This is a genomic window from Geodermatophilus saharensis, from assembly GCF_900188205.1.
In the GTDB taxonomy this organism is placed as follows: domain Bacteria; phylum Actinomycetota; class Actinomycetes; order Mycobacteriales; family Geodermatophilaceae; genus Geodermatophilus; species Geodermatophilus saharensis.
Genome location: NZ_FZOH01000006.1, coordinates 85,335 through 111,422, shown reverse-complemented (window position 1 = coordinate 111,422; position 26,088 = coordinate 85,335). Strand labels below are relative to the sequence as shown.

The window sequence follows — 26,088 nt, the reverse complement described above, 5'->3', positions numbered from 1 at the left end:
CCTCAGCCGTCCAGGCGGGCCAGCTGCTCGGGGGTGAGCCGCAGGTCGGCGGCGGCCGCGGAGTCGCGGATCGACGACGCCCGCGACGCCCCCGGGATGGGCACGACGACGTCGGCCTGCGCGAGGTGCCAGGCCAGCGTGACCCGGTACACCGACACACCCAGCTCGTCGGCGACCTCGGCGAACGCCGGCGCCGCCGACCCCAGCGACCCCGCCGACGACACCCCGCCGAACGGGCTCCACGGGATGAACGCCAGCCCGTGCCCGGCGCAGTGCGCGATCTCGCCGGCCGAGTGCCGCCACCCCGGCGAGAACTGGTTCTGCACCGCCGTCAGCGCCGGGCCCACGATCGAGCGGGCGACGTCGATCTGCGCGACGTCGGCGTTGGAGACGCCCACCATCTGCACCAGGCCGTCGTCGGCGAGCTGCCGCAGCGCGCCCATCGACTCCTCCCACGGCGTCGCCGGGTCGGGCCGGTGGAACTGGTAGAGCCCGATCGCGTCGACGCCGAGCCGCCGCAGCGACGCCTCGCACGCCCGCCGCAGGTAGCCCGGCGACCCGTCGAGCTCCCAGTCGGTGCCGCGCCGGGTGTGCCCGCCCTTGGTGGCCACGAGCACGTCGCGGGCTCCGGGGCCGTAGGCGGCCAGCGCCTCCGCCACGAGGGACTCGTTGTGCCCGAACTCGGACTCGTCGAGGGCGTAGGCGTCGGCGGTGTCGACCAGCGTCACGCCCGCGTCGAGCGCGGCGTGCACGGTGGCGACGGCGTCCTCGCGGGAGGGGCGGTCGGTCCGGGTGGACAGGGGCATCGCCCCGAGCCCGACGGCGCTGACGGTGCGGTCTCCGATGTGTCGCTGCTGCACGGGGCTGTCGTGCCCCGCGGGTAGCGTCGCTACCCGTGACGTCGCTGTTCGACGAGCCGGTGGAGGAGAGCGGCGCCGTCGACCCCGGTGCGCCGCTGGCGGTGCGCATGCGGCCGCGCTCGCTCGACGAGGTCGTCGGCCAGTCGCACCTGCTCGGCCCGCGCGCGCCGCTGCGGCGGCTGGTGGAGGCCGACGAGCCCATGTCGCTGGTCCTCTACGGCCCGCCGGGCACCGGCAAGACCACGCTGGCGCACGTCATCTCCCTGGCCACCAAGCGCCAGTTCGTGCAGCTGTCGGCCCTCGACGCCGGCGTCAAGGAGGTCCGCGCGGTCATCTCGGGCGCCAAGCGCGAGCTCACCTACGCCGGCCGGCGCACCGTGCTGTTCATCGACGAGGTGCACCGCTTCTCCAAGACCCAGCAGGACTCCCTGCTGTCGGCGGTCGAGGACCGCATCGTCAGCCTGATCGCGGCCACCACGGAGAACCCGTTCTTCTCCGTCGTCAGCCCGCTGCTCTCGCGCAGCCTCGTGCTCGCCCTGCAGCCGCTGTCCGACGACGACGTCCGCGCGCTGCTGCACCGCGCCCTCACCAGCGAGCGCGGCCTGGGCGGGGCGGTGACGCTGAGCGCCGAGGCCGAGGAGCACCTGGTCCGCGTCGCCGGTGGCGACGGGCGCAAGGCGCTCACCGCGCTGGAGTCCGGGGCCGGCGCCGCGCGGTCGGCGGGCGCGGGCGAGATCGACCTCGCCACGCTGGAGACCGCCGTCGCGCAGGCCGCCGTCCGCTACGACCGGCAGGGCGACGCGCACTACGACGTCGCCAGCGCGCTGATCAAGTCCATCCGCGGCAGCGACGTCGACGCCGCGCTGCACTACCTGGCGCGCATGGTCGTGGCGGGGGAGGACCCGCGCTTCATCGCCCGCCGCCTGGTCATCGCAGCCAGCGAGGACATCGGCATGGCCGACCCGACGGCGCTGCAGACCGCGGTCGCCGCGGCCGAGGCGGTCGCCTTCATCGGCATGCCCGAGGGCCACTTCCCGCTCGCGCACGCCGTCGTCCACCTGGCCACCGCGCCGAAGTCCAACGCGGTCACCGTGGCCATCGGCGAGTCGGTCGCCGACGTGCGGGCGGGGCTGGCCGGACCGGTGCCCCCCGGCCTGCGCGACGCCCACTACGGCGGCGCGAAGAAGCTCGGGCACGGCACGAGCTACGTCTACCCGCACGACGCGCCCGAGGGGATCGTGCCGCAGCAGTACCCGCCCGACGCGCTGGTCGGGCGCGACTACTACCGGCCCACCAGCCGCGGCGCGGAGAGCGCCATCGGCGCGCGGCTGGCCAAGCTCCGGGCCATCCTCCGGCGCACCCGCTGACCGCGGAGGGCCGCGACTACTGTGGCCACGCCGGGCGTTGCCGACCACGCCGGCCGCCGACGCAGAAGAGGAGACGCCGCGTGTCCGCAGGAGAGTGGGCCGGACTGATCGCCGCCCTGGCGCTGGTGCTGCTGGTGGCGTTGCTCGCCGTCCCGCTGCTGAAGCTCGGGCGCACCCTGGACGAGACGACGCTGACCATCCGCCAGGTGCGTGAGCAGAGCCAGCCGATCCTCGGCCAGGCCCAGACCACCATCGCCCAGGTCAACAGCAACCTCGAGCGGGTCGACGACATCACCGGCAACGCGGCCAACGTGTCGAGCAACGTCGCCGCGCTGACCAGCGTCGTCGCCGCCACCGTGGGCAGCCCGCTGATCAAGGTGGCCGCGTTCAGCTACGGCGTGCGCAGCGCCACCCGCAAGCGCCGGGAGGGCCAGGCGATCGCCGAGGCCGCCGCCCGCGACAAGGCCGACCGCCGCGCGCGGCGTGCCGCCCGGCGGGCCGCCTGATGCGCCGGCTGTTCTGGCTGGCGATGGGCGTCACGATCGGCGCCCTCGTCGTCCGCAAGCTCTCCCGCGCGGCCGAGAAGCTGACCCCCCAGGGCGTGGCCGGGGCCCTGGCCGAGAGCCTGCGCGAGCTCGCCGAGGCCATCGGCGACTTCGGCGCCGACGTGCGCGCCGCGGCCGCCGCGCGCGAGGAGGAGCTGCGCGCCGGCACCGGCCTCGACGCGCCGCTGCCCGACCGCGACCAGGCCCGGCTGCCCGAGCTGCCCGGCCGGCAGCTCCCCGCACGAGGCGGCGCGCACGCCGCCGACCGCTGAGCAGCCCCCACCCCGCGGGGGACGCCCCCGCCCTGAGGACCGAGTAGGCCATGCAGACCGCCGAGATCCGCCGCCGCTTCCTGCACCACTTCGAGCAGCGCGGCCACACCGTCGTGCCCAGCGCCTCGCTGGTGTCCCCCGACCCCTCGCTGCTGTTCACCGTCGCCGGCATGGTGCCGTTCATCCCGTACCTGACCGGCCGCGAGCCCGCGCCGTTCCCGCGGGCCACCAGCGTGCAGAAGTGCGTGCGCACCCTCGACATCGAGGAGGTGGGCAAGACCACCCGCCACGGCACGTTCTTCCAGATGAACGGCAACTTCTCCTTCGGCGACTACTTCAAGGAGGGCGCCGTCCAGCACGCCTGGGACCTGGTCACCGGGCGGGTCGAGGACGGCGGGCTCGGCTTCGACCCCGACCGCATCTGGGTCACCGTCTACCTCGACGACGACGAGGCCGCCGACGCCTGGCACCGCATCGCCGGCCTGCCGCTCGAGCGCATCCAGCGGCTGGGCAAGAAGGACAACTACTGGCACACCGGCGCCGACGGCCCCGGTGGCCCGTGCTCGGAGATCTACTACGACCGCGGTCCGGAGTTCGGCCCGGACGGCGGCCCGCTGGTCGACACCGCCGGCGACCGGTTCCTGGAGATCTGGAACCTCGTCTTCATGCAGTACGAGCTCACCGACGTCCGGAGCAAGGAGGACTTCCGGGTCCTCGGCGAGCTGCCGAAGAAGAACATCGACACCGGCATGGGCCTGGAGCGGGTGGCCTACCTGCTGCAGGGCGTCGACAACATGTACGAGATCGACGAGGTCGCGCCGGTGCTGCGCCGCGCCGCCGACCTCGCCGGGGTCACCTACGGCAAGGACCACGACGCCGACGTGCGACTGCGGGTGGTCGCCGACCACGTCCGCAGCGGGCTGATGCTCATCGGCGACGGGGTCACGCCGGGCAACGAGGGCCGCGGCTACATCCTGCGCCGGCTGCTGCGCCGCGCCGTCCGCTCCATGCGGCTGCTCGGCGTCGACGCCGCCACCCTGCCCGAGCTGCTGCCGGTCTCCCGCGACGCGATGGGCGCGAGCTACCCGGAGGTCGTCGCCGACTTCGACCGGATCAGCGCCGTCGCCTACGCCGAGGAGGAGGCGTTCCGGCGCACCCTCACCTCCGGCACCGCGCTGTTCGACACCGCCGTGGCGCAGGCCAAGGCCGCCGGCACGCCGTCGCTGTCGGGGGAGCAGGCGTTCTCGCTGCACGACACCTACGGCTTCCCGATCGACGTGACCCTCGAGATGGCCGCCGAGCAGGGCGTGACCGTGGACGAGGCCGGCTTCCGCGCGCTCATGCAGCAGCAGCGCGACCGGGCCCGCGCCGACGCCCGCGCCAAGCGCACCGGCTCGGTCGACGTCCTGGCCTACCGCCGGCTGCTCGCCGAGCACGGCCCCACCGACTGGCGGGCCTACGACACCCTGCGCACCGACTCCCGCGTACTCGGCGTGGTCAGCGACCTGGGTGAGGACGACGCGCCGGCCGCCCCGGCCGGCCCGGGGGAGGTCACCCGCGTCGTCCTCGACCGCACGCCCTTCTACGCCGAGTCCGGCGGTCAGGTCGCCGACGCCGGCACGCTGAGCTGGGACGGCGGCCGCGCCGAGGTGCTCGACGTGCAGCGCCCGGTCAAGGGCCTGGTCGTGCACCAGGTGCGGGTGCTCGAGGGTGAGCTCGCCGAGGGCGCCGAGCTCACCGCCGAGGTCGACCGCGAGTGGCGGCTGTCGGCCTGCCAGGCGCACTCGGGCACGCACGTGGTGCACGCCGCGCTGCGCCAGGTGCTCGGCCCGCAGGCGCTGCAGTCGGGCTCCTACAACCGCCCCGGTTACCTGCGGCTGGACTTCGCCTGGCAGGGGGCGCTGACCCTGCAGCAGCGGCACGACATCGAGGACGTCGCCAACGCCGCCGTGCGCGCCGACCACCGGGTGCGCGCCGAGTACATGACGCTGCCCGAGGCCCAGGCCATCGGCGCGCTGGCGCTGTTCGGCGAGACCTACGGCGAGCAGGTGCGCGTCGTGGAGATCGGCGGCCCCTGGTCGCGCGAGCTCTGCGGCGGCACGCACGTCACCGGCAGCGCGCAGATCGGCACGCTGGCGCTGACCGGCGAGTCCTCGGTCGGGTCGGGTGCGCGCCGCGTCGAGGCCGTCGTCGGCCTCGAGGGCTTCCGCTACCTCGCCCGCGAGCGCGACCTCGTCCGCCAGCTCGGCGAGCTGCTCAAGGCGCCCACCGACGGGCTGGCCGACCGGGTCGGCGGCATCCTGGCGCGGCTGCGCGACGCCGAGCGGGAGATCGCCGAGCTGCGCGCCCAGCAGAACCGGGCCGCGGCCGGGCAGCTGGCCGCCGACGCGCGCGACGTCGGCGGGGTCGCCGTCGTCACCGCCGCGCCGGCCGGGCTCTCCGGCGGCGACCTGCGCACCCTGGCCCTCGACGTCCGCGCGCGCCTCGGGGAGCGCCCGGGTGTCGTCTTGCTCGCCTCGGAGGCCGCGGGCAAGGTGGCTCTCGTCGCCGCGCTCACCCCGGCCGCGCAGGAGCGCGGCCTGTCGGCCAACGACGTGCTGCGCGCCGCGGCGGCCCCGGTCGGAGGCCGGGGTGGCGGGAAGGCCGACGTCGCCCAGGGGGGCGGCACGGACCCGGGCGGCATCCCCGCCGCCCTCCAGGCCGGCGAACAGGCGGTCCAGACCGCCGCAGGGAGGTGACCGGAGTGCCCGAGCAGCGCCCCGACGAGACCGGCGAGGTGGGGGAGCGGCGCGTCCAGGGCCGCCCGGCGGTGCCGCCGTCGCGTCCCCGGCAGGCGCCACCCCGGCAGCAGCCGCCACAGCCGGTGCACCACCGCACCGAGCAGATCGACCTGCGCGCCGGGTTCCCGCCGGTGCGCAACGAGACCACCGAGATCGACCTGTCGCAGGGACTGCCGCTGCCCCCGCGCCGTCCCCGGCAGGGCCGCCGGCTCGGTCTCGACGTCGGCACGGTGCGCGTCGGCGTCGCGCTGTCGGACCCCACCGGCACGCTCGCCAGCCCGCTGGAGACCGTCGAGCGCCGGCGGGACGGGTCCGACCTGGACCGGATCGCCGCGCTGGTCACCGAACACGAGGTGACAGAGGTGATCGTGGGGGAGCCGAGGCACCTGTCGGGTGCGTCGGGCGCCTCCGCCCGGGAAGCGCGTGCCTACTCTCGGTCACTCGCCGGGCGCATCGGCAGCGTGCCCGTGCACCTCGTCGACGAGAGGCTCTCCACCGTGACCGCAGCCAGTTCCCTGCGGGCGAACGGGCTCGACAGCCGCGCCCAGCGCCCCGTGATCGACCAGGCCGCCGCCGTGGTCATCCTCCAGGCCTATCTCGACTCCCAGCGGGAGCGCCCGTGAGCGGTCCGGTCCCGCCGTACGGGGGGCGGGGCCGGCACGCGGGACCCGACGTCCTCCCCGCCGCCGGGCGCCCCGCGGGCACCTGGCAGGGCGACCGGCCGTTCGACGTGCCCCCGACGACGCAGCTGCCGGTGGGCCCGGTCCCGACCGGGCCCGGCCGCGCCGACTCCCGGTGGGCCGGGCCGGTGCTCAGCGGCCGGCACGCCGACCCGGGGGACGACGACCGCACCGGACCGCTGCCCGGCGGGCAGCCCGAGCCGCCCGCGACCGGCCTGCCGCCGCGCCCGAAGAGCGCCTGGTCGCGGATGGCCGACCGGAGCGCTGCTGACCGGGGCGGTGCCGACCCCGACGCCACCGTGGCCGCGTACCACACCGACGAGCTCGCGCACCCCGACCCCCACGAGGACGACGAGGCCACCGGCGGCCTGGAGGTGCTGGGCGCCGGCGCCCGGGATCCCGGTCGCCGGGGGCTCCGCGGCCGGCGCGCCGCCGCGGAGCCCGAGCACCACGACGACGTCCACCACGCCGTCCCCCACGACGACGACCTGCACCACGACGACGACCACACCGACGAGCACCCCGTCCTCGGCTCGGGCCGCGCGCCCGGCTCGGGCAGGCGCCGCCGCAGCCCGCTGGCCAACCTGCTCGCGCTGCTGGTCCTCGCCGGCCTCGTGGCGGGCATCGTCTTCGGCGGGCGCGCCCTCATCGGGCTGGTCAACCCCGAGGCCGAGGACTACACCGGCGCCGGCACCGGGACCGTGCAGGTCCGCGTCGGCGAGGGCGACACCCTCAGCGACATCGCCCGCACGCTCGTCGACGCCGGCGTCATCGCCTCCGGCGAGCCGTTCGTCGACGCCGCCGAGGGCCAGCCCGCGGCCACCGGCATCCAGCCCGGCGTCTACAGCATGCGCGAGCAGATGAGCGGCGCGGCCGCCCTGGACCTGCTGCTCGACCCCGCCACCCGCCAGGTCTCGCGGGTCACCGTGCCCGAGGGCTTCACCGTCGAGGCCACCCTGCAGCGCATCGCCGAGACCACCGGCCTGCCGATCGAGGACCTGCGCGCCGCCGCGGCCGACCCCGCCGCGCTGGGCCTGCCGGCCTACGCCAACGGCTCGCTCGAGGGCTTCCTGTTCCCGGCCACCTACGACGTCGAGCCCGACGCCACCGCCGCCGACGTGCTGGAGTCGATGGTCTCGCGGTTCACCGAGATGGCCGCGGACCTGCAGCTCGAGCAGCGGGCCGCCGCCGCCGGCCGCTCGGTGTACGACGTCGTCGTCGTCGCCTCGATGGTGCAGTCGGAGACCCTCCTCGACGAGGAGCGCCCGAACGTCGCGCAGGTGGTCTACAACCGGCTGGCCCAGGGGATCCCGCTCGGCATCGACGCGACCCTCGCCTACGGCCTGCAGAAGAACGGCAACGAGCTCACCGTCACCGACCTGCAGACCGACAGCCCGTACAACACCCGCACCCGGGCCGGGCTGCCGCCGACGCCGATCAGCGCGCCCGGCGAGGCCTCGCTGGAGGCGGCGCTCGCGCCCAGCACCGGCGACCTCCTGTACTACGTGCTCGAGTCGCAGGACGGCCGGCACTTCTTCACCGCCAGCTACGACGAGTTCGTGGCCGCCCGGCAGCGCTGCGCCGACGCCGGCCTCGGGTGCGGTGGCTGACGCGCCGGTGCCCGGAGCGGGTCCCGCCGGCCGGGCGGCCGTCCTCGGCCGCCCGGTCGGGCACTCCCTCTCGCCGTTGCTGCACCGCGCGGCCTACGCCGCGCTCGGGCTGACCGGCTGGACCTACGACGCGCTCGACCTCGGCCCCGAGGACCTGCCGGTCCTGCTGGCCGGGCTCGGACCGGAGTGGCGCGGCTTCTCGGTGACCATGCCGTGCAAGCAGGCCGCCGTCGCGGTCGCCGACGAGGTCGAGCCGCTGCCGCGCCTGCTCGGGGCGGCCAACACCCTGGTGCACACCGACACCGGCTGGCGGGCGGAGAACACCGACGTCCACGGCGTCGGCATGGCGCTGCAGGTCGGCGGCGTGGAGCGGGTCGCGCACGCGGCGATCGTCGGGGCCGGGGGGACGGCGGCCGCCGCGGCCGTGGCGCTCGCCGAGCTCGGCGCGGAGTCCGTCGACGTCCTCGTCCGCACCCCCGACCGGGCCGCCGACGTCGTCCGCGTGCTCGGCGCGCTCGGCGTGGAGACCGACGTCCGGCGGATCGCGCCCGGCCCGGTCGAGGCGCCCGTCGTCGTCAGCACCGTCCCGGTCGGTGCGCACCCCGACCTCGCCGGCCTGCAGTGGCGCGGCGGGCAGACCCTGCTCGACGTCCTCTACGCGCCCTGGCCCACCCCGCTGGCCGAGCGGGCCGCCGCGGCGGGCGCCACCGTGCTCGGCGGCCTGGAGGTGCTGTTCTGGCAGGCCACCGTCCAGGTCGAGCTGATGACCGGGCAGCCCGCGCCGCTGGGCGCCATGCGCGCCGCCCTGGACGCCCGCTGACCGGACTGGCCGACGTGCTCCCGCGCGGGCCGCTGCTCGCGCTCGCGCTGCTGACCGCCGCCGTCGCCGGCCCGCTGCTGGCCCGCACCGCCGTCCGGCTGGCCGCCCGCGACCCCGCCGCCCGCACCGGCCCGGCCCGCGCGCTCGCCTCGGCCGCCGTCCTCGCCGTCCTGCTCTGCGGCGCGGTGCTGCTCACCGGCGCCCGGCCGGCCACGGTCGCGCTCGCCTGGGCCGCCGGCGCCGCCGTCGTCCTCGCGCAGGTCGACCTCGCCGTGCACCGGCTGCCCGACCGGGTCACCTACCCGGCCGCCGGGGTCGCCGTCGCGGCCCTGCTCGCCGACGCCGCGCTGCTGGGCACGTGGCCGGCGCTGCTGCGGGCGCTGCTCGCCGCGGCCGCCGCCGGGGGCATCGCGCTGCTCGCCGCGCTGGCCGGGCCGGCGGGCCTCGGGCTCGGTGACGTCAAGCTGCTCGCGCTGCTCGGCCTGCTGCTCGGCTGGGCCGGGTGGGGCGTGCTGCTGGCGGGGGTGTTCCTCGGCCTGCTCGCCGGCGCCGCGGTCTCGCTGCTGCTGGTCGCCACCGGGCGCGCGGGCTGGCGCACCGCGCTGCCGTTCGGCCCGCCACTGCTGCTCGGCGCGGTCCTCGCCCTGCTGCTGGAGGGCCCGGTCGGCTGAGCGGGACTCACGTGCGCCACGATCGGGTCACCGGATCACCACCCGGGACCGTCACCCGGGCGCCGCGGGCGGGGGTTGCGCGCCCGGCTGGCACAATCCGGGGCATGTTGCGCTGGCTGACCGCCGGTGAGTCGCACGGCCAGCAGCTCACCGCCGTCCTCGAGGGACTGCCCGCCGGCGTGCGGGTCCGGACCGCCGACCTCGACGTCGACCTCGCCCGCCGCCGCCTGGGCCACGGCCGCGGCGCGCGGATGTCCTTCGAGCAGGACGAGGTCACCCTCACCGGCGGCGTCCGGCACGGGGTCACCCAGGGCGGGCCGATCGCGGTCCAGGTGGGCAACACCGAGTGGCCCAGGTGGCAGACGGTCATGTCGCCGGACCCGGTCGACCCCGAGGTGCTGGCCGGGCAGGCGCGCAACGCCCCGCTGACCCGCCCGCGGCCCGGCCACGCCGACCTCGCCGGCATGCAGAAGTACGGCTTCGACGACGCCCGCCCGGTGCTCGAGCGCGCCAGCGCCCGCGAGACCGCCGCCCGCGTCGCCCTCGGCACCATCGCGCGGGCGTTCCTCCGCCAGGCGCTCGGCGTCGAGGTGGTCAGCCACGTCGTCGCGATCGGCCCGGTCACCGTCCCCGACGGCGTCGTCCCCGGCCCGCAGGACAACCCGCGCATCGACGAGGACCCGGTGCGCTGCGCCGACCCGGCCACCAGCGCGGTCATGGTCGCCGAGGTCGACGACGCCCGGAAGAACGGCGACACCCTCGGCGGCGTCGTCGAGGTCGTCGTCCACGGGCTGCCGCCGGGCCTGGGCAGCCACGTGCACTGGGACCGCCGCCTGGACTCCCGGCTGGCCGCCGCGCTCATGGGCGTGCAGTCGGTCAAGGCCGTCGAGGTCGGCGACGGGCTGGAGACCGCCCGCCGCCGCGGCTCGGTCGCCCACGACGAGATCGTCAGCGAGGACGGCCGGCTGCGGCGGGTCACCGACCGCGCCGGCGGCATCGAGGGCGGCATGACCAACGGCGAGGTGCTGCGGGTCCGCGCGGCGATGAAGCCGATCTCCACCGTGCCGCGGGCGCTGGCCACCGTCGACGTCGCCACCGGCGACGCCGCGGTCGCGATCAACCAGCGCAGCGACGCCTGCGCCGTGCCGCGCGGGTCGGTGGTGATGGAGGCGATGGTCGCCCTCGTGTGCGCCGACGCCGCGCTGGAGAAGTTCGGCGGCGACTCGGTCGCCGAGACCGCCCGCAACGCCCGCGCCTACCTCGACGCCCTCCCGTTCCGGTGAGCCGGCCCCTCCTCGTGCTCGTGGGCCCGCCGGCGTCGGGCAAGACCACCGTCGGGACGGCGGTCGCCGCCGCCCTCGGCGTCCCCTTCCGCGACACCGACGCCGACGTCGAGGCGCAGACCGGCACCACCGTCGCCGACCTGTTCGTCACGCACGGCGAGCCGCACTTCCGCGCGCTGGAGGAGGCCGCCGTGGCGCGGGCGCTGGCCGGGCACGACGGCGTCCTGGCCCTCGGCGGCGGCGCGGTGCTCAGCGCGGCCAGCCGCGAGCTGCTCGTGGCCTACGGGCGGGCCGGCGGCACCGTCGTCCACCTCGACGTCGACCTGCCCTCGGCCGCCAAGCGCGCCGGGCTCTCCCGCGACCGCCCGCTGCTGGCGGTCAACCCCCGCGCGATGCTGCGCACCCTGCTCGAGCAGCGCGCCCCGCTCTACGCGGAGGTGGCCACCGCGGTCGTCGCCACCGGCGGGCGCACCCCCGACGACGTCGTCGCCGAGGTGCTGTCCGCGCTGCCCGCCGGGACCGCCCGGTGAGGCGGGTGACCGTCGCGGGGGAGCGGCCCTACGATGTCGTCATCGGCCCCGGCGCGCAGGCCGAGCTCGGCCTGGTGCTGGCCGGTACGCCGAAGGCCGCCGTCGTGCACGCCCCGCCGCTGGCCGCCCTCGCCGGTGCCGCCGTCGAGACGCTGCAGACCGCCGGGGTGGCCGCCGAGGCCGTCGTCGTCCCCGACGGGGAGGCGGCCAAGACCGCCGGGGTCGCCGCGGCCGCCTGGGAGGAGTTCGGCCGGCTCGGGCTGACCCGCTCCGACGCCGTCGTCGGCGTCGGCGGGGGAGCGGTCACCGACCTCGCCGGGTTCCTCGCCGCCACCTGGGTGCGCGGCGTGCGCGTCGTGCACCTGCCCACCAGCGTGCTCGGCATGGTCGACGCCGCGGTGGGCGGCAAGACCGGCATCAACACCGGCGCGGGCAAGAACCTCGTCGGCGCGTTCCACCCGCCGGCCGGCGTGCTCGCCGACACCGACGTCCTCGCCGGGCTGCCCGAGGCGGAGTTCCGCGCCGGCATGGCCGAGGTGGTCAAGTGCGGCCTCATCGCCGACGGCACGATCCTCGACCTGCTCGAGGCCGACCCCACCGGCCGCCGCGACACCGAGGAGCTCGTCGAGCGCGCCGTCCGGGTCAAGGCCGACGCGGTGGGGCAGGACCTCTTCGACACCGGCGTCCGCGAGTTCCTCAACTACGGCCACACCCTCGGCCACGCCATCGAGCGGGTCGAGGACTTCCGCTGGCGGCACGGCGAGGCGGTCGCCGTCGGGCTCGTGTTCGCCGCCGAGCTCGGCGTGCAGGCCGGGCGGCTCTCGCGCGCCGACGCCGACCGGCACCGCGACCTGCTCACCGCCATGGGGCTGCCCACCCGCTACGCCGGGGACTGGACGGCGCTGCAGGCGGTGATGCGGGTGGACAAGAAGGCCCGCGGCGCCACGCTGCGCTTCGTCGTCCTCGACGGCCTGGGCACCCCGGGGATCCTCACCGACCCCGATCCGGCATGGCTCGACGCGGCGTGGGCCACGGTCGCCGCGTGACCACCCGCCCCACCACCCCGACGGAGGAAGCGTGACCGTCCAGGTCCTCAACGGCCCCAACCTCGGCCGGCTCGGCACCCGCGAGCCGGAGGTGTACGGCACGACCACCCACGCCCAGCTCGTCGAGCTGCTCGAGGACGCCGGACGCGAGCTGGCGATGGAGGTCCGCGTCCGGCAGACCGACGACGAGGCGGAGATGCTCCGCTGGATCCACGAGGCCACCGACGCCGGGGACCCCGTGGTGCTCAACCCCGCGGCCTGGTCGCACACCTCGGTCGCGCTGCACGACGCGCTCGCCGCGCTCGGCGCGCCGTTGGTGGAGGTGCACATCAGCAACATCCACAAGCGCGAGCCGTTCCGGCACCACTCCTACGTGTCGGCGGTGGCCGACGGCGTCATCGCCGGTCTCGGCATCGAGGGCTACGTGCTGGCCCTGCAGTGGCTGTCCCTGCGGGGCGCGCGGTGAGCGGGCGGGAGGCGCAGCGGCGCGAGCGGCTGCGGGCGACGGCCGCCGAGCGCGGCCTGGACGCCGTCCTGGTCACCAACCTGCTCAACGTGCGCTACCTGACCGGGTTCACCGGCTCCAACGGCGCCCTGCTGCTGCGCACCGACGGGGCCGACGTCCTCGGCACCGACGGCCGCTACACCACCCAGGCCGGCACCCAGGTGCCCGACGTCGAGCTGCTCGTCGACCGCGCCACCGTGCCGGCGCTGGCCTCCGAGGCGGTGCGGCGGGGCGCCGGGCGGATCGGCTACGAGAGCCACGAGGTCACCGTCGACGGCCACGCCCAGCTGCAGCGGGTGCTCACCGACGCCGCCGACGGCGGCACGGTGCCCGAGCTGGTGTCGGTGCAGCGGGCGGTGGAGGCGCTGCGCGCGGTCAAGGACGACGACGAGGTCGACGCCCTGCGGCGGGCCTGCGCGGTCGCCGACCATGCGCTGGCCGAGCTCGCCGCCGAAGGGGCGCTGCGGCCGGGGCGCACCGAGCTCGAGGTCGGCCGGGAGCTCGACGCCCGGATGCTGACCCTGGGGGCCGAGGCGCCGTCGTTCGAGACGATCGTGGCCACCGGCGCCAACTCCGCGATCCCGCACCACCGCCCCGACCGCACGGTGCTGGCCGGCGGCGACCTCCTCAAGCTCGACTTCGGCGCGACCGTCGACGGCTACCACTCCGACATGACCCGCACGCTGGTGCTCGGGCACGCCGCCGACTGGCAGCGGGAGGTCTACGCGCTGGTCGCCGAGGCGCAGGCGGCCGGGCGGGCGGCGCTGGCCGTCGGCGCCGACGTCGTCGCCGTCGACGCCGCCGCCCGCGACGTGATCGCCGCCGCCGGGCACGCCGAGCACTTCTCCCACGGCCTCGGCCACGGCGTGGGCCTGGAGATCCACGAGGCACCGGGCATCGGCCCGCTGGGCGCGGGTAGGCTGGCCGCCGGCATGGCCGTCACCGTGGAGCCGGGGGTCTACCTCCCCGGCCACGGCGGTGTCCGGATCGAGGACACCCTCGTCGTCACCGCTGACGCGCCCGAACTGTTGACCCTCACGAGCAAGGAACTGCTGGTCCTCTAGATGGCTACCACCAACGACCTCAAGAACGGCATGGTCCTCAACCTCGACGGCCAGCTGTGGTCCGTCACCGAGTTCCAGCACGTCAAGCCCGGCAAGGGCGGTGCGTTCGTGCGCACCACGCTGAAGAACGTGCTCTCGGGCAAGGTCGTCGACCGCACGTTCAACGCCGGCACCAAGGTCGACACGGCCACCGTCGACAAGCGGAACATGACCTACCTGTACAAGGACGGCGCCGACTTCGTCTTCATGGACGGCGAGACGTTCGACCAGATCCACGTGCCGGCCGAGACCGTCGGCAGCGGCGCGGACTACCTGCTGGAGAACACGGAGGCCGTCGTCGCCGTCCACGAGGGCACGCCGCTGTACGTGGAGCTCCCGGTGACCCTCGAGCTCGTCGTCGAGCACACCGACCCGGGCCTGCAGGGTGACCGCTCCACCGGCGGGACGAAGCCGGCCACCCTGGAGACCGGCGCGCAGATCCAGGTGCCGCTGTTCGTCAACACCGGCGACAAGCTCAAGGTGGACACCCGCGACGGCCGGTACCTCGGCCGCGCCAACTGACTCCGCCTCCCGGCACCGCACCCCGGACCCGTCCCGTGGCCGCCCGCACCAAGGCACGCAAGCGCGCCGTCGACGTCCTCTACGCAGCCGACCTGCGGGGCGCCGACGCGCTGGAGCTGCTGCGCGAGCGCGTGGCGCTCGCCGACCCGCCGGTGCCCGACCACGCGGTCCGGCTGGTGGAGGGCGTCGCGGCGCACTCCGGGCGCATCGACGAGCTGATCGGGCAGCACGCCCGCGGCTGGTCGCTGGAGCGGCTGCCCGACGTCGACCGGGCGATCCTGCGGATGGCGGTCTTCGAGCTGCTGTGGGTCAACGACGTCCCCGACGCCGTGGTCATCGACGAGGCCGTGGAGCTCGCGCGGGCGCTGTCCACCGACGACTCGCCGGCCTACGTCAACGGCGTCCTCGGCGCCATCCTCGACGCCGAGGTGCCCACCTCCTCGTCCTGAGGTCCGGCTCGTCCTGAGGTCCGGCTCGTCCTGAGGCCGCCGGCTCAGCCGCGCACGCCGGCCCCGGCGGCGGCCAGCATCGCCGCCGCCCGGACCCCGGCGTTCAGCCGCCGCGCCCGGCGCAGCGCGGCCCGCAGGTCGGCCGCGAGCAGCACCTCGGGGTCGGGCATCGGGACGGGCGGGGCGGTGCTCACGGGGACTCCTCGGGTGCGCGTGCTCGGCGTCGCCGACGCTAGGTGCGCCCTCTGACAGTTCCCGGGGACCGGCCTGCGCCCGCCCTGTGTGCACCCAGCGCTGCCGGCCGGCGCGCGGACCGCGCTGCGTGCACGAACCGCGGACCCGGCCCGGACCCCGGACGCGACGAGGCCCGCCCCGGCAGCAGCCGGGACGGGCCTGGTGACGTGCTGGAACGGCCCTCTCGCAGGGTCCGACGCGAGCTCGCGAGCGGTGGGGGCGAGAGGGTCCTCCCTCAGCGGGGGGCGCGCCGGCGGTCCCAGGCGTCGTCCTCGTCGTCGGCACCGGCGGCGCCGAGGCCGTCCATGCCGCCGGGGTTGAGCACGCCCCACTCGATGAGCCGGGTGGTCAGCTCGTCGGGGCTCATGTCGTAGATGATCGCCAGCGACTTGAGGTCCTCGGCGCGGATGGAGAGGACCTTGCCGTTGTAGTCGTGCCGCTGCGCCTGGATGGTCGAGGCGTAGCGGGCCAGCGGGCCGGCCTCGTCGGCGGGCAGCGAGCCCAGCGACTCGAGGTTCAGCACGATCTTGGTGGTGGACGTGACGGCCGACGAGGGGCGCGGGTCGGGCAGCAGCTCGGAGACCGGCACGCCGTAGAAGACCGCCAGCTCCGAGAGGCGCTGCACGGTGACCGCCCGGTCGCCGCGCTCGTAGGACCCGACGACGACGGCCTTCCAGCGGCCGTGCGACTTGTCCTCCACGCCCTGCAGGGAGAGGCCCTGCTGGTTGCGGATCGCCCGCAGCCGGGCACCGAGGGCCCGCGAGTAGTCCGTGCTCATCCGTGTCTGCTCACTGTCCGTCGTCGTGTGGAGGGCTCGGTCGTCACGCAGCGTACTGGTAACGCGGGAGTCACGACAGCACATCCCTCGTCCGTGCGCATCCTCGTCCACGCAGGGCCACCTGCGGGACCCCGGGGCGCGACGCGTTCACCCGACCGCGTGCAGTACGGTCGGCACCGGTCCGATCCGCTCCTTTAACGACCCGTCCCGTGAGGCGGGGAAGGAGGCCTGATGGCCGGCTCTCGCGAGCCTGCTGCGAGCCGCACGTCCACTGCCGGCGTCCTGCTCGCCCCCGCCGACGTCGCCCGAGTGGTCGACCGCATGGCGCACCAGCTGATCGAGAAGGCCGGCGACGCCCTCGCCGACCTCGTGCTGATCGGCATCCCCACCCGCGGCGCCCCGCTGGCCCGCCGCCTCGCCGCCCGCGTCGCCGCGTTCAGCGGCACCGCGGTCGACGTCGGCACCGTCGACATCACCCTCTACCGCGACGACCTGCGGCTGCGCGGCGTCCGGGCGCTGGAGGACACCCTCCTGCCGGCGCAGGGGATCGACGGCCGGCTGGTCGTCCTCGTCGACGACGTCCTGTTCTCCGGGCGCTCGGTGCGCGCCGCGCTCGACGCGCTGCGCGACCTCGGCCGCCCGCGGGCGGTCCAGCTCGCGGTCCTGGTCGACCGCGGCCACCGGGAGCTGCCGATCCGCGCCGACTACGTGGGCAAGAACGTGCCCACCTCGCGCGCGCAGACGGTGCGCGTCCACCTGGCCGAGACCGACGGCACCGACGAGGTGCTGGTGACGGAGGGGGAGGGCCGGTGAAGCGGCACCTGCTAGAGAGCGCCGACCTCGACCGCGACGACGCCACGCTCGTGCTCGACACCGCCGCGCAGATCGACCAGGCGCTGGCCGGCCGCGAGGTCAAGAAGCTGCCCACGCTGCGCGGGCGCACGGTGGTCAACCTCTTCTACGAGGACTCCACCCGCACCCGCATCTCCTTCGAGCTGGCGGCCAAGCGGCTCTCCGCCGACGTCATCAACTTCTCCGCCAAGGGCAGCAGCGTCTCCAAGGGCGAGAGCCTCAAGGACACCGCGCTCACGCTCGAGGCGATGGGCAGCGACGCGATCGTCGTCCGCCACGGCGCCTCGGGAGCGCCGCACCGGCTGGCCGGCTGGGTGCGGGGCAGCGTGGTCAACGCCGGCGACGGCACCCACGAGCACCCCACCCAGGCGCTGCTGGACGCCTACACGATCCGCCGCCGGCTGGGCCGCCTCGACGGCGTCCGGGTGACGATCGTCGGCGACGTCCTGCACAGCCGGGTGGCCCGCTCCAACGTGTGGCTGCTGACGACGCTGGGCGCCGAGGTCACCCTCGTCGCCCCGCCCACGCTGCTGCCGGTGGGCGTGGACTCCTGGCCGGTGGCGGTCTCCTACGACCTCGACGCCGTGCTGCCCAAGGCCGACGCGGTGATGATGCTGCGGGTCCAGGCCGAGCGGATGAACGCCTCGTTCTTCCCCAGCGCCCGGGAGTACAGCCGCCGCTACGGCCTCGACGCCGTGCGCATGGCCGCGCTGTCCGACGACGCGATCGTCATGCACCCCGGCCCGATGAACCGCGGCATGGAGATCGCCGCCGACGTCGCCGACTCGGTCCGCTCGACGATCGTCGAGCAGGTCGGCAACGGCGTCAGCGTGCGGATGGCCGTGCTCTACCTGCTCCTGGGAGGCAACGCGTGACCGTCCTCGTCAAGGGGGCGCGGGTCCTCGGCGGCGACCCCGCCGACCTGCTGCTCAAGGACGGCCGGATCGCCGCGGTCGGCGAGCGGCTCTCGGCGACCGGCGCCACCGTCGTCGACGCCGACGGGCTGGTCGCCCTGCCCGGCCTGGTCGACCTGCACACCCACCTGCGCGAGCCCGGCCGCGAGGACGCCGAGACCGTCGAGACCGGCAGCCGCGCCGCGGCGCTGGGCGGGTTCACCGCGGTGCACGCCATGGCCAACACCGACCCCGTCGCCGACACCGCCGGCGTCGTCGAGCAGGTGTGGCGGCTGGGCCGGCAGGCCGGGCTGGTCGACGTCGTCCCGGTCGGGGCGGTGACCGTCGGGCTGCGCGGCGAGCGGCTGGCCGAGCTCGGCGCGATGGCCGACTCCGCCGCCCGGGTGCGGGTGTTCTCCGACGACGGGCACTGCGTCTCCGACCCCGCGCTCATGCGGCGGGCGCTGGAGTACGTGAAGGCCTTCGACGGCGTCGTCGCCCAGCACGCCGAGGAGCCGCGGCTGACCGCCGGCGCGCAGATGAACGAGGGCGACCGCTCGGCGCGGCTCGGGCTCACCGGCTGGCCGGCCGCCGCCGAGGAGGCGGTGATCGCCCGCGACGTGCTGCTGGCCCAGCACGTCGGCGCCCGGCTGCACGTCTGCCACGTGTCCACCGCCGGGTCGGTGGAGCTGCTGCGGTGGGCGAAGTCCCGCGGCGTGCAGGTGACCGCCGAGGTCACCCCGCACCACCTGCTGCTCACCGAGGCCTGCGCCGAGTCCTACGACCCGGTGTTCAAGGTCAACCCGCCGCTGCGCACCGAGGAGGACGTCCGGGCGCTGCGGGCCGGGCTGGCCGACGGCACGATCGACGCCGTCGCCACCGACCACGCCCCGCACGCGGTGGAGGACAAGGAGAGCGAGTGGGCGCAGGCCCGGCCCGGCATGCTCGGGCTGGAGCAGGCGCTGTCGGTCGTCGTCGAGACGCTGGTGGAGCCCGGCCTGCTCGACTGGGCCGGCGTCGCCGACCGCATGTCGGTCCGCCCGGCGGCCATCGGCCGCCTCGACGGGGCCGGGGACCGGGCGCACGGCCGCCCGCTGGCGCCCGGCGAGCCGGCCACCCTGCTGCTGGTCGACCCCGCCGCCCGGGTTCCCGTCGACCCGGCCGCGCTGGCCAGCCGCAGCCGCAACACCCCCTACGCCGGGCGGGAGCTGCCCGGCCGCGTCGTCGCGACGTTCCTGCGCGGCGAGGCGACGGTGCTCGACGGAGAGGCTGTGCGTTGACAGAGGCCGTGCTCGTCCTGGAGGACGGGCGGACGTTCCGCGGCGAGGCCTACGGGGCGGTGGGCACCACGGTGGGCGAGGCGGTGTTCGCCACCGGGATGACCGGCTACCAGGAGACGCTGACCGACCCCAGCTACGCCGGCCAGATCGTCACGATGACCGCGCCGCACGTGGGCAACACCGGCGTCAACGGCGAGGACGACGAGAGCCGCCGCATGTGGGTGGCCGGGTTCGTCGTCCGCGACCCCGCCCGCCGCCCGGCGAACTGGCGGGCCACCGGCAGCCTCGACGACGAGCTCGCCGCGCAGGGCGTCGTCGGGATCAGCGGCGTCGACACCCGCGCCCTGACCCGGCACCTGCGCGAGCGCGGCGCCATGCGGGCGGGCATCAGCAGCGAGACCCTCGACGCCGACGCGCTGCTCACCCGGGTGCGTGCCGCCGGGAGCATGGTCGGCGCCGACCTCGCGCCGCAGGTGAGCACCCGCGAGCCCTACGTCGTGCCGGCGGTGGGGGAGCGGCGGTTCACCGTCGCCGCGCTCGACCTGGGCATCAAGAGCGCCACCCCGCGGCACCTGGCCGCCCTCGGCGTCGAGACGCACGTGCTGCCCGCGACGGCGACCGCCGGGGACCTGCTGCGGCACGGCACCGACGGCGTCTTCCTCTCCAACGGGCCCGGCGACCCCGCCGCGGCCGACTACGCGGTGGCCGCCGTGCGGGGCGTGCTCGACGCCGGCCGGCCGCTGTTCGGCATCTGCTTCGGCAACCAGGTGCTCGGCCGCGCGCTCGGCCTGGGCACCTACAAGCTGCGCTTCGGCCACCGCGGGCTCAACCAGCCGGTGCTCGACCGGGTCAGCGGCACCGTGCGGGTGACCAGCCACAACCACGGGTTCGCCGTCGACGCGCCGCTGGACCGCCCCACCGACACCGCCTACGGGCGGGTCGAGGTCAGCCACGTCGGCCTCAACGACGACGTCGTCGAGGGGCTGCGCTGCCTCGACGCCCCGGCGTTCAGCGTGCAGTTCCACCCCGAGTCCGCCGCCGGCCCGCACGACGCCGCGCCGCTGTTCGAGCGGTTCACCGACCTGATGGGGGAGGCCCGCTGATGCCCCGGCGCACCGACATCTCGCACGTCCTGGTCATCGGCTCCGGGCCGATCCTCATCGGGCAGGCCGCGGAGTTCGACTACTCCGGCACCCAGGCCTGCCGCGTGCTGCGCGCGGAGGGGCTGCGGGTCAGCCTGGTCAACAGCAACCCGGCGACGATCATGACCGACCCCGAGGTCGCCGACGCCACCTACGTCGAGCCGCTGACGCCGGAGTTCGTCGAGCGGGTCATCGCCCGGGAGCGCCCCGACGCGCTGCTGGCCACCCTCGGCGGGCAGACGGCGCTCAACATCGCGATCGGCCTGTTCCAGAACGGCACGCTGGAGCGGTACGGCGTGCGGCTCATCGGCGCCGACGTCGACGCGATCAACCGCGGCGAGGACCGGCAGCTGTTCAAGGACATCGTCCGCGCGGTCGGCGCCGACACCCCGCGCTCGCGGGTCTGCTCGACCGTCGAGGAGGCCCTGGCCACCGCGGCCGAGGTCGGCTACCCCGTCGTCGTCCGGCCGTCGTTCACGATGGGCGGGCTCGGGTCGGGCTTCGCCACCGACGAGGCGATGCTGCGCCGGATGGCCACGCACGGCCTGACCGACTCCCCGGTGCACACCGTGCTCGTCGAGGAGTCGGTGCTCGGCTGGAAGGAGTACGAGCTCGAGCTCATGCGCGACCGCAGCGACAACGTGGTCGTCGTCTGCTCCATCGAGAACGTCGACGCGATGGGCGTGCACACCGGCGACTCGGTCACCGTCGCGCCGGCCATGACGCTCACCGACGTCGAGTACCAGCGGATGCGCGACGTCGGCATCGCGGTGCTGCGCGAGGTCGGCGTCGACACCGGCGGCTGCAACATCCAGTTCGCCGTCGACCCGGCCGACGGGCGGCTGGTCGTCATCGAGATGAACCCGCGGGTGTCGCGGTCCTCGGCGCTGGCGTCCAAGGCCACCGGCTTCCCGATCGCCAAGATCGCCGCCAAGCTCGCGATTGGCTACACCCTCGACGAGATCACCAACGACATCACCGGCGTCACCCCGGCCAGCTTCGAGCCGGCGCTGGACTACGTGGTGGTGAAGATCCCGCGGTTCGCCTTCGAGAAGTTCCCCGGCGCCGACCCGCGGCTGACCACGACGATGAAGAGCGTCGGCGAGGTCATGGCGCTGGGCCGCAACTTCCCCGAGGCGCTGGGCAAGGCGATGCGGTCCACCGAGACCAAGGCCGCCGGCTTCTGGACCGGGCCGCCGGAGCACCGCTCGGCCGCCGAGCTGCTCGAGGCACTGCGCACGCCCGTCGACGGCCGGCTGTACCTGGCCGAGCGGGCGCTGGCCGCGGGCGCGACGGTGGAGCAGGTGGCCGAGGCGAGCGGCTTCGATCCGTGGTTCGTCGACCAGGTCGCCCTGGTGCAGGAGGTCGGCGAGCAGGTGCGCGACGCGCCGTCGCTGACGCCGGAGCTGCTGCGGCGGGCCAAGCGGCACGGGCTCTCCGACCGCCAGGTCGCCGCGCTGCGGCCCGAGCTCGCCGGCGAGGACGGCGTGCGGGTGCTGCGCCGGCGCCTCGGCATCCGGCCGGTGTTCAAGACCGTCGACACCTGCGCCGCGGAGTTCGCCGCCCGCACGCCCTACCACTACTCGTCCTACGACGAGGAGACCGAGGTCGAGCCGCGCGAGAAGCCGGCGGTGCTCATCCTCGGCTCGGGGCCCAACCGGATCGGCCAGGGCATCGAGTTCGACTACTCGTGCGTGCACGCGGTCATGGCGCTGCAGGACGCCGGCTACGAGGCCGTGATGGTCAACTGCAACCCCGAGACCGTCTCCACCGACTACGACACCGCCGACCGGCTGTACTTCGAGCCGCTGACCTTCGAGGACGTCCTCGAGGTGGTCGAGGCCGAGCGGGCGGCCGGCCCGGTCGCCGGGGTGGTCTGCACCCTCGGCGGGCAGACGCCGCTGGGCCTGGCGCAGCGGCTCAAGGACGCCGGGGTGCCGGTGCTGGGGACCTCGCCGGAGTCCATCGACGCCGCCGAGGACCGCGGGGCGTTCTCCCGCGTGCTGGCCGACACCGGCCTGCGCGCCCCGGAGCACGGCACCGCGACCGCCTTCGCCGAGGCCCGGCAGATCGCCGCCGGCATCGGCTACCCGGTGCTGGTGCGCCCCTCCTACGTGCTCGGCGGCCGCGGCATGGAGATCGTCTACGACGACGCCACGCTCGAGGCATACATCGCCAAGGCCACCGACGTCAGCCCCGCCCACCCGGTGCTGGTCGACCGGTTCCTCGAGGACGCCGTCGAGATCGACGTCGACGCGCTCTACGACGGCACCGAGCTCTACCTCGGCGGGGTCATGGAGCACATCGAGGAGGCCGGCATCCACTCCGGCGACTCCGCGTGCGCGCTGCCGCCGATCACGCTCGTCTCGGCCGACCTGGCGCGGATCCGCACCGCCACCGAGGCGCTGGCCGCCCGGATCGGGGTGCGCGGGCTGCTCAACGTGCAGTACGCGCTCAAGGACGACGTCCTGTACGTGCTGGAGGCCAACCCGCGGGCGTCGCGGACGGTGCCGTTCGTCTCCAAGGCCACCGCCGTGCCGCTGGCCAAGGCCGCGGCCCGCATCGCGGTGGGGGAGACGGTCGCCCAGCTGCGGGCCGCGGGCGTGCTGCCGGCCACCGGTGACGGCGCGGACCTGGCCGAGCGGGCACCGATCGCGGTCAAGGAGGCCGTGCTGCCCTTCCACCGCTTCCGCACCGTCGACGGCCACGGCGTCGACACCGTGCTCGGCCCGGAGATGAAGTCCACCGGGGAGGTCATGGGCCTCGACGACGGCTTCGGCACCGCGTTCGCCAAGTCGCAGGTGGCCTCCTACGGCCCGCTGCCCACGACCGGCACGGTGTTCGTCTCGCTGGCCAACCGGGACAAGCGGGCCGCCGTCTTCCCGGTCAAGCGGCTGGCCGACCTCGGCTTCCGCGTGCTCGCCACCGCCGGCACCGCGCAGGTGCTGCGCCGCAACGGCGTCGAGTGCGAGGTGGTGGGCAAGTACAGCGAGGGCCCGGGCAACTGCGTGGAGCGGATCCTCGCCGGCGACGTCGACATCGTCGTCAACACGCCGTTCGGGTCGCCGGGCAACAGCGGGCCGCGGCTGGACGGCTACGAGATCCGCACCGCCGCCGTCGCCGCGGACATCCCGTGCATCACCACGGTGCAGGGCATGGCCGCGGCGGTGCAGGGGATCGAGGCGCTGCGCCGCGGGGGCCTGGGCGTGCGCAGCCTGCAGGAGGTCCACGCGGCGCTGTCCACGCCGTCGTGAGCGGCCATTATCGCGACAATGGCACCCCTCACGGGGTGGTCGGGCGGGTGCGCGAGGACCTCGTCGCCCGCGGGCTCCTCCACGGGCTCGTCGACGCCTACACCGCCGGACTCACCCGCTTCGCGACGCCGCCCGACCTCGGCGCCCTGACCGCCCCCGCGGCCGCGCTGGCCGGCCGGCTCGCCGCGGGGGAGGCGGGGACGAGCGACCTGCCGCTGCTCACCCGGGTGCTGTTCGTCGCCGGGCACGGCGGGGTGCTCGCCGCGCACGGCGTCCGGACGCCGTCCTACGACCTGCAGCGCTCCTACCGGGAGAACCTGGCGACGCCGGTCGGCCCGCGGCTGCCGGAGCGCCCGCGGGCGGGGGACCGCCGGTGGCGGGTGCTCGGCCGCGACGTCGGCTTCCCGCTCGGCGTGCCCGCGTGCGTGCTGGGCGGCGGTGAGGAGTGGGTCCGCTTCCACGCCCGCAACGGGTTCAGCGTGCTCACCTACAAGACGGTGCGCAGCCGCGCCCACGAGCCCAACGCCCGGCCCAACTGGACCTTCGCGCCGCGGCCCGCGGACGGCGACGTCGTCGTCTCCGACCCGTGGGACTGGGTGGAGCCCGGGAACCCCGGGGTGAGCACGGTGAACTCCTTCGGGGTGCCCTCGCCGGCGCCGGAGGAGTGGATGCCCGACCTCGAGCGGTCGCTGGCCGCGGTCGACGACGACCAGCTGCTGCTGGTCAGCGTGATGGGGTCCGGCGACGGCCCGGCCCTGGCCGGGGACTTCGCCGCGACGGCGCGGCTGGCGCAGGAGGCCGGCGCGACGGTGGTCGAGCTGAACCTCTCCTGCCCGAACACGCTCACCGCGTCCCCCGACGGCGTGAAGCCGCCGCTGTGCCTGGACGCCGACGCCACCGTCGCGGTGGTCGAGACGGTGCGCCGCGACCTCGACGACCGCACCGGCCTGGTCGCCAAGCTGTCCTGGCTCGACGAGCAGCGCCTCGCCGCGCTGGTGCCCCGGCTGGCGCCGCTGGTCGACGGCGTGGCCGGCATCAACACGCTCGCCCGCCGGGTGGTGCGCAGCGACGGCGAGCCGACCTTCCCCGGCCGCGCGGTGGCCGGGCTGTCCGGGGCCGCCGTCCGCGGGCAGGCCCTGGAGTTCACCCGCCGGCTGGTCGGGTTGCGCGAGGCCGGCGGGCACCGCTTCGACGTGCTGGCGACGGGCGGGGTGACCGACCCGGCCTCGTTCCGGGCGCTGTACGACGCCGGCGCCGACGCCGTGCAGTCGGCCTCCGGCGCGTTCGCCGACCCCTTCCTGGCCCGCGACTGCATCGCCGCGCACGGCGACACCCTGCCGCGGGCGGTGCCGCGGTGAGCGCGCCGTTCGGGCAGCGGCTGGCCGACGCCGTCGCCGCCCGCGGCCCGCTGTGCGTGGGCCTGGACCCGCACGCCGGGCTGCTGGAGCGCTGGGGCCTGCCCGACTCCCCGGACGGCCTGGCCCGGTTCACCGACGCCGTCGTCGGCGCGCTGGCCGGGGAGGTCGCCGTCCTCAAGCCGCAGTCGGCGTTCTACGAGCGGCACGGCTCGCGCGGCGTGGCGGTGCTCGAGGACGGCGTCGCCCGGGCCCGCGCCGCCGGCGCGCTGGTGCTGCTCGACGCCAAGCGCGGCGACATCGGCTCCACGATGGACGCCTACGCCGACGTGCTGCGCCCGGAGCACCCGTGCGCCGTCGACGCGCTGACCGTCAGCCCCTACCTCGGCCCCGGCGCGCTGCAGCCGGCCGTGGACACCGCGCGGCTCACCGGCGGCGGCCTGTTCGTGCTGGCCCGCACCTCCAACCCCGACGCCGGCGCGCTGCAGTCCGCGGCGGTGGGGGCGCGGTCGGTGGCGCAGGTCGTGGTCGACACCGTGCGCGGCTGGAACACCCCCGGCTGGGTGGTCGGCGACCCGCTGCCCGACCTCGGCGCGGTGCAGGACCTCGGCAGCCGCTGGGGGGCGGCCACCGGGTCCTTCGGGGTCGTGGTCGGGGCGACGCTGCGCGACCTCGACGTCGACCTCGACGGGCTCGGCGGCCCGGTGCTCGCGCCCGGGCTGGGCGCCCAGGGCGGGACGCCGGCGGACCTGCGCCGGCTCTTCGGCGCCGGTCGCGCCGTCGTCCCGACCGTCTCCCGCGACGTGCTCACCGCCGGTCCCGACCCGGCCGCCCTGCGCGCGGCGGCGGCGCGCTGGGCGGGGGAGCTCGCGGCGTGAGACGGGCCCTGCCGTGGGGGACCGGGCTGCTGGGCGCGGCCCTCACCGTCGCGGGGGTGGTCGTGTTCTGGTGGACGAACACCCACCCGGCGGCAGCGGGGATCCCCCGCGGCTCCGCGCCGCTGGAGCCCGTGGACGCCCACGACAGCACGCTGACCCCCACGGTCGACAGCGGGTGGGCAGTGCTCTGGGACCGTGGCCACCTGGTGGGTGCGGGCCTGCTCGTGGCGGGTGCGCTCGTGCTCACGGGGGTCGGCGGGTGGGCGCTGGGCCGCCGCTCCGCCCGCCGTCCGCGGAGCTGATCCTCGGGGCGACCGGCGTGTCGTCCTCCGCGTGTCTCGCCGGGTCCTTGCGGGCCTAATACGTTCCGTATACTTCG

Annotated in this window: 26 protein-coding genes; 23 read left to right on the top strand and 3 right to left on the bottom strand. The window is 75.9% G+C overall.

Going from position 1 to position 26,088, the window contains the following annotated elements:
* Window positions 1-2: 2 nt before the first annotated feature.
* Entirely contained in the window at window positions 3-860 is an 858-nt protein-coding gene (locus CHC04_RS15550) for an aldo/keto reductase (RefSeq protein WP_089404863.1), read from the bottom strand.
* A gap of 35 nt (window positions 861-895) precedes the next feature.
* Between CHC04_RS15550 and CHC04_RS15545 the strand changes: the two genes are divergently transcribed.
* The 15 genes from CHC04_RS15545 (at window position 896) to nusB (ending at window position 15,043) form a co-directional block, all read left to right on the top strand.
* The gene (locus CHC04_RS15545) at window positions 896-2,227 is read left to right on the top strand and encodes a replication-associated recombination protein A (RefSeq protein ID WP_089404862.1); all 1,332 of its coding nucleotides are present in this window, start codon (window positions 896-898) and stop codon (window positions 2,225-2,227) included.
* An 80-nt stretch (window positions 2,228-2,307) separates the two neighbouring features.
* Window positions 2,308-2,733: a DUF948 domain-containing protein gene (locus tag CHC04_RS15540; protein WP_089404861.1), complete on the top strand. Its 426-nt coding sequence runs from the start codon at window positions 2,308-2,310 to the stop codon at window positions 2,731-2,733.
* Entirely contained in the window at window positions 2,733-3,044 is a 312-nt protein-coding gene (locus tag CHC04_RS15535; protein WP_089404860.1) for a hypothetical protein, read from the top strand. Before CHC04_RS15540 ends, CHC04_RS15535 begins: the two co-directional genes overlap by 1 nt.
* Window positions 3,045-3,094: 50 nt before the next feature.
* Window positions 3,095-5,782 (top strand): alanine--tRNA ligase, encoded by a 2,688-nt coding sequence (gene alaS, locus CHC04_RS15530; RefSeq protein WP_089404859.1) that lies wholly within the window; start codon window positions 3,095-3,097, stop codon window positions 5,780-5,782.
* 5 nt (window positions 5,783-5,787) lie between these two features.
* A complete protein-coding gene (ruvX, locus tag CHC04_RS15525; protein WP_217897392.1) occupies window positions 5,788-6,447 on the top strand; it encodes a Holliday junction resolvase RuvX in 660 nt (219 codons plus the stop codon).
* A complete protein-coding gene (gene mltG / locus CHC04_RS15520) occupies window positions 6,444-8,114 on the top strand; it encodes an endolytic transglycosylase MltG (protein ID WP_089404858.1) in 1,671 nt (556 codons plus the stop codon). Before ruvX ends, mltG begins: the two co-directional genes overlap by 4 nt.
* Window positions 8,107-8,934 carry a shikimate dehydrogenase gene (locus CHC04_RS15515; RefSeq protein WP_089404857.1) on the top strand — a complete coding sequence of 276 codons (828 nt, stop codon included), beginning with the start codon at window positions 8,107-8,109 and terminating at the stop codon, window positions 8,932-8,934. The genes mltG and CHC04_RS15515 overlap by 8 nt, the downstream gene beginning before the upstream one ends.
* Window positions 8,935-8,948: 14 nt before the next feature.
* Complete coding sequence (locus tag CHC04_RS15510) at window positions 8,949-9,605, top strand: prepilin peptidase (protein WP_245817289.1); 657 nt, start codon at window positions 8,949-8,951, stop codon at window positions 9,603-9,605.
* Between the two features lie 104 nt (window positions 9,606-9,709).
* The gene (gene aroC, locus CHC04_RS15505) at window positions 9,710-10,888 is read left to right on the top strand and encodes a chorismate synthase (RefSeq protein WP_089404856.1); all 1,179 of its coding nucleotides are present in this window, start codon (window positions 9,710-9,712) and stop codon (window positions 10,886-10,888) included.
* Window positions 10,885-11,418, top strand: a complete 534-nt coding sequence (locus CHC04_RS15500) for a shikimate kinase (protein ID WP_089404855.1) — start codon at window positions 10,885-10,887, stop codon at window positions 11,416-11,418. The genes aroC and CHC04_RS15500 overlap by 4 nt, the downstream gene beginning before the upstream one ends.
* 5 nt (window positions 11,419-11,423) lie before the next feature.
* Window positions 11,424-12,464: a 3-dehydroquinate synthase gene (aroB, locus tag CHC04_RS15495; RefSeq protein ID WP_245817287.1), complete on the top strand. Its 1,041-nt coding sequence runs from the start codon at window positions 11,424-11,426 to the stop codon at window positions 12,462-12,464.
* Window positions 12,465-12,495: 31 nt separating this feature from the next.
* Entirely contained in the window at window positions 12,496-12,930 is a 435-nt protein-coding gene (gene aroQ, locus CHC04_RS15490; protein ID WP_089404853.1) for a type II 3-dehydroquinate dehydratase, read from the top strand.
* Entirely contained in the window at window positions 12,927-14,033 is a 1,107-nt protein-coding gene (locus tag CHC04_RS15485; protein ID WP_089404852.1) for a M24 family metallopeptidase, read from the top strand. The genes aroQ and CHC04_RS15485 overlap by 4 nt, the downstream gene beginning before the upstream one ends.
* On the top strand, window positions 14,034-14,594 hold the full coding sequence (gene efp, locus CHC04_RS15480; RefSeq protein ID WP_089404851.1) for an elongation factor P: 561 nt from the start codon (window positions 14,034-14,036) through the stop codon (window positions 14,592-14,594).
* Window positions 14,595-14,629: 35 nt separating this feature from the next.
* Entirely contained in the window at window positions 14,630-15,043 is a 414-nt protein-coding gene (nusB, locus tag CHC04_RS15475; protein ID WP_089404850.1) for a transcription antitermination factor NusB, read from the top strand.
* A 44-nt stretch (window positions 15,044-15,087) separates the two neighbouring features.
* Here the strand turns inward: nusB and CHC04_RS24255 are convergent, their stop codons facing one another.
* Together CHC04_RS24255 and bldD are read right to left on the bottom strand one after the other, a co-directional pair.
* Window positions 15,088-15,237, bottom strand: coding sequence for a hypothetical protein (locus tag CHC04_RS24255; RefSeq protein WP_176450032.1), 150 nt, complete (start codon window positions 15,235-15,237; stop codon window positions 15,088-15,090).
* 275 nt (window positions 15,238-15,512) lie between these two features.
* Entirely contained in the window at window positions 15,513-16,055 is a 543-nt protein-coding gene (gene bldD / locus CHC04_RS15470; RefSeq protein WP_089404849.1) for a transcriptional regulator BldD, read from the bottom strand.
* A 231-nt stretch (window positions 16,056-16,286) separates the two neighbouring features.
* On the opposite strand from bldD, the gene pyrR reads away from it, so the two are divergent.
* The 8 genes from pyrR to CHC04_RS15430 are packed head-to-tail and all read left to right on the top strand — an operon-like array spanning window position 16,287 to window position 26,011.
* On the top strand, window positions 16,287-16,868 hold the full coding sequence (gene pyrR, locus CHC04_RS15465; RefSeq protein WP_089404848.1) for a bifunctional pyr operon transcriptional regulator/uracil phosphoribosyltransferase PyrR: 582 nt from the start codon (window positions 16,287-16,289) through the stop codon (window positions 16,866-16,868).
* Window positions 16,865-17,782, top strand: a complete 918-nt coding sequence (locus tag CHC04_RS15460; protein ID WP_089404847.1) for an aspartate carbamoyltransferase catalytic subunit — start codon at window positions 16,865-16,867, stop codon at window positions 17,780-17,782. Before pyrR ends, CHC04_RS15460 begins: the two co-directional genes overlap by 4 nt.
* Window positions 17,779-19,080, top strand: a complete 1,302-nt coding sequence (locus tag CHC04_RS15455) for a dihydroorotase (RefSeq protein WP_089404846.1) — start codon at window positions 17,779-17,781, stop codon at window positions 19,078-19,080. The genes CHC04_RS15460 and CHC04_RS15455 overlap by 4 nt, the downstream gene beginning before the upstream one ends.
* On the top strand, window positions 19,077-20,183 hold the full coding sequence (gene carA / locus CHC04_RS15450; protein WP_089404845.1) for a glutamine-hydrolyzing carbamoyl-phosphate synthase small subunit: 1,107 nt from the start codon (window positions 19,077-19,079) through the stop codon (window positions 20,181-20,183). The genes CHC04_RS15455 and carA overlap by 4 nt, the downstream gene beginning before the upstream one ends.
* The gene (gene carB, locus CHC04_RS15445; RefSeq protein ID WP_089404844.1) at window positions 20,183-23,476 is read left to right on the top strand and encodes a carbamoyl-phosphate synthase large subunit; all 3,294 of its coding nucleotides are present in this window, start codon (window positions 20,183-20,185) and stop codon (window positions 23,474-23,476) included. The genes carA and carB overlap by 1 nt, the downstream gene beginning before the upstream one ends.
* A gap of 35 nt (window positions 23,477-23,511) precedes the next feature.
* Window positions 23,512-24,834 (top strand): beta/alpha barrel domain-containing protein, encoded by a 1,323-nt coding sequence (locus CHC04_RS15440; protein WP_245817285.1) that lies wholly within the window; start codon window positions 23,512-23,514, stop codon window positions 24,832-24,834.
* Entirely contained in the window at window positions 24,831-25,709 is an 879-nt protein-coding gene (gene pyrF / locus CHC04_RS15435; protein ID WP_089404843.1) for an orotidine-5'-phosphate decarboxylase, read from the top strand. The genes CHC04_RS15440 and pyrF overlap by 4 nt, the downstream gene beginning before the upstream one ends.
* Window positions 25,706-26,011, top strand: a complete 306-nt coding sequence (locus CHC04_RS15430; protein ID WP_089404842.1) for a hypothetical protein — start codon at window positions 25,706-25,708, stop codon at window positions 26,009-26,011. The genes pyrF and CHC04_RS15430 overlap by 4 nt, the downstream gene beginning before the upstream one ends.
* Window positions 26,012-26,088 lie beyond the last annotated feature (77 nt).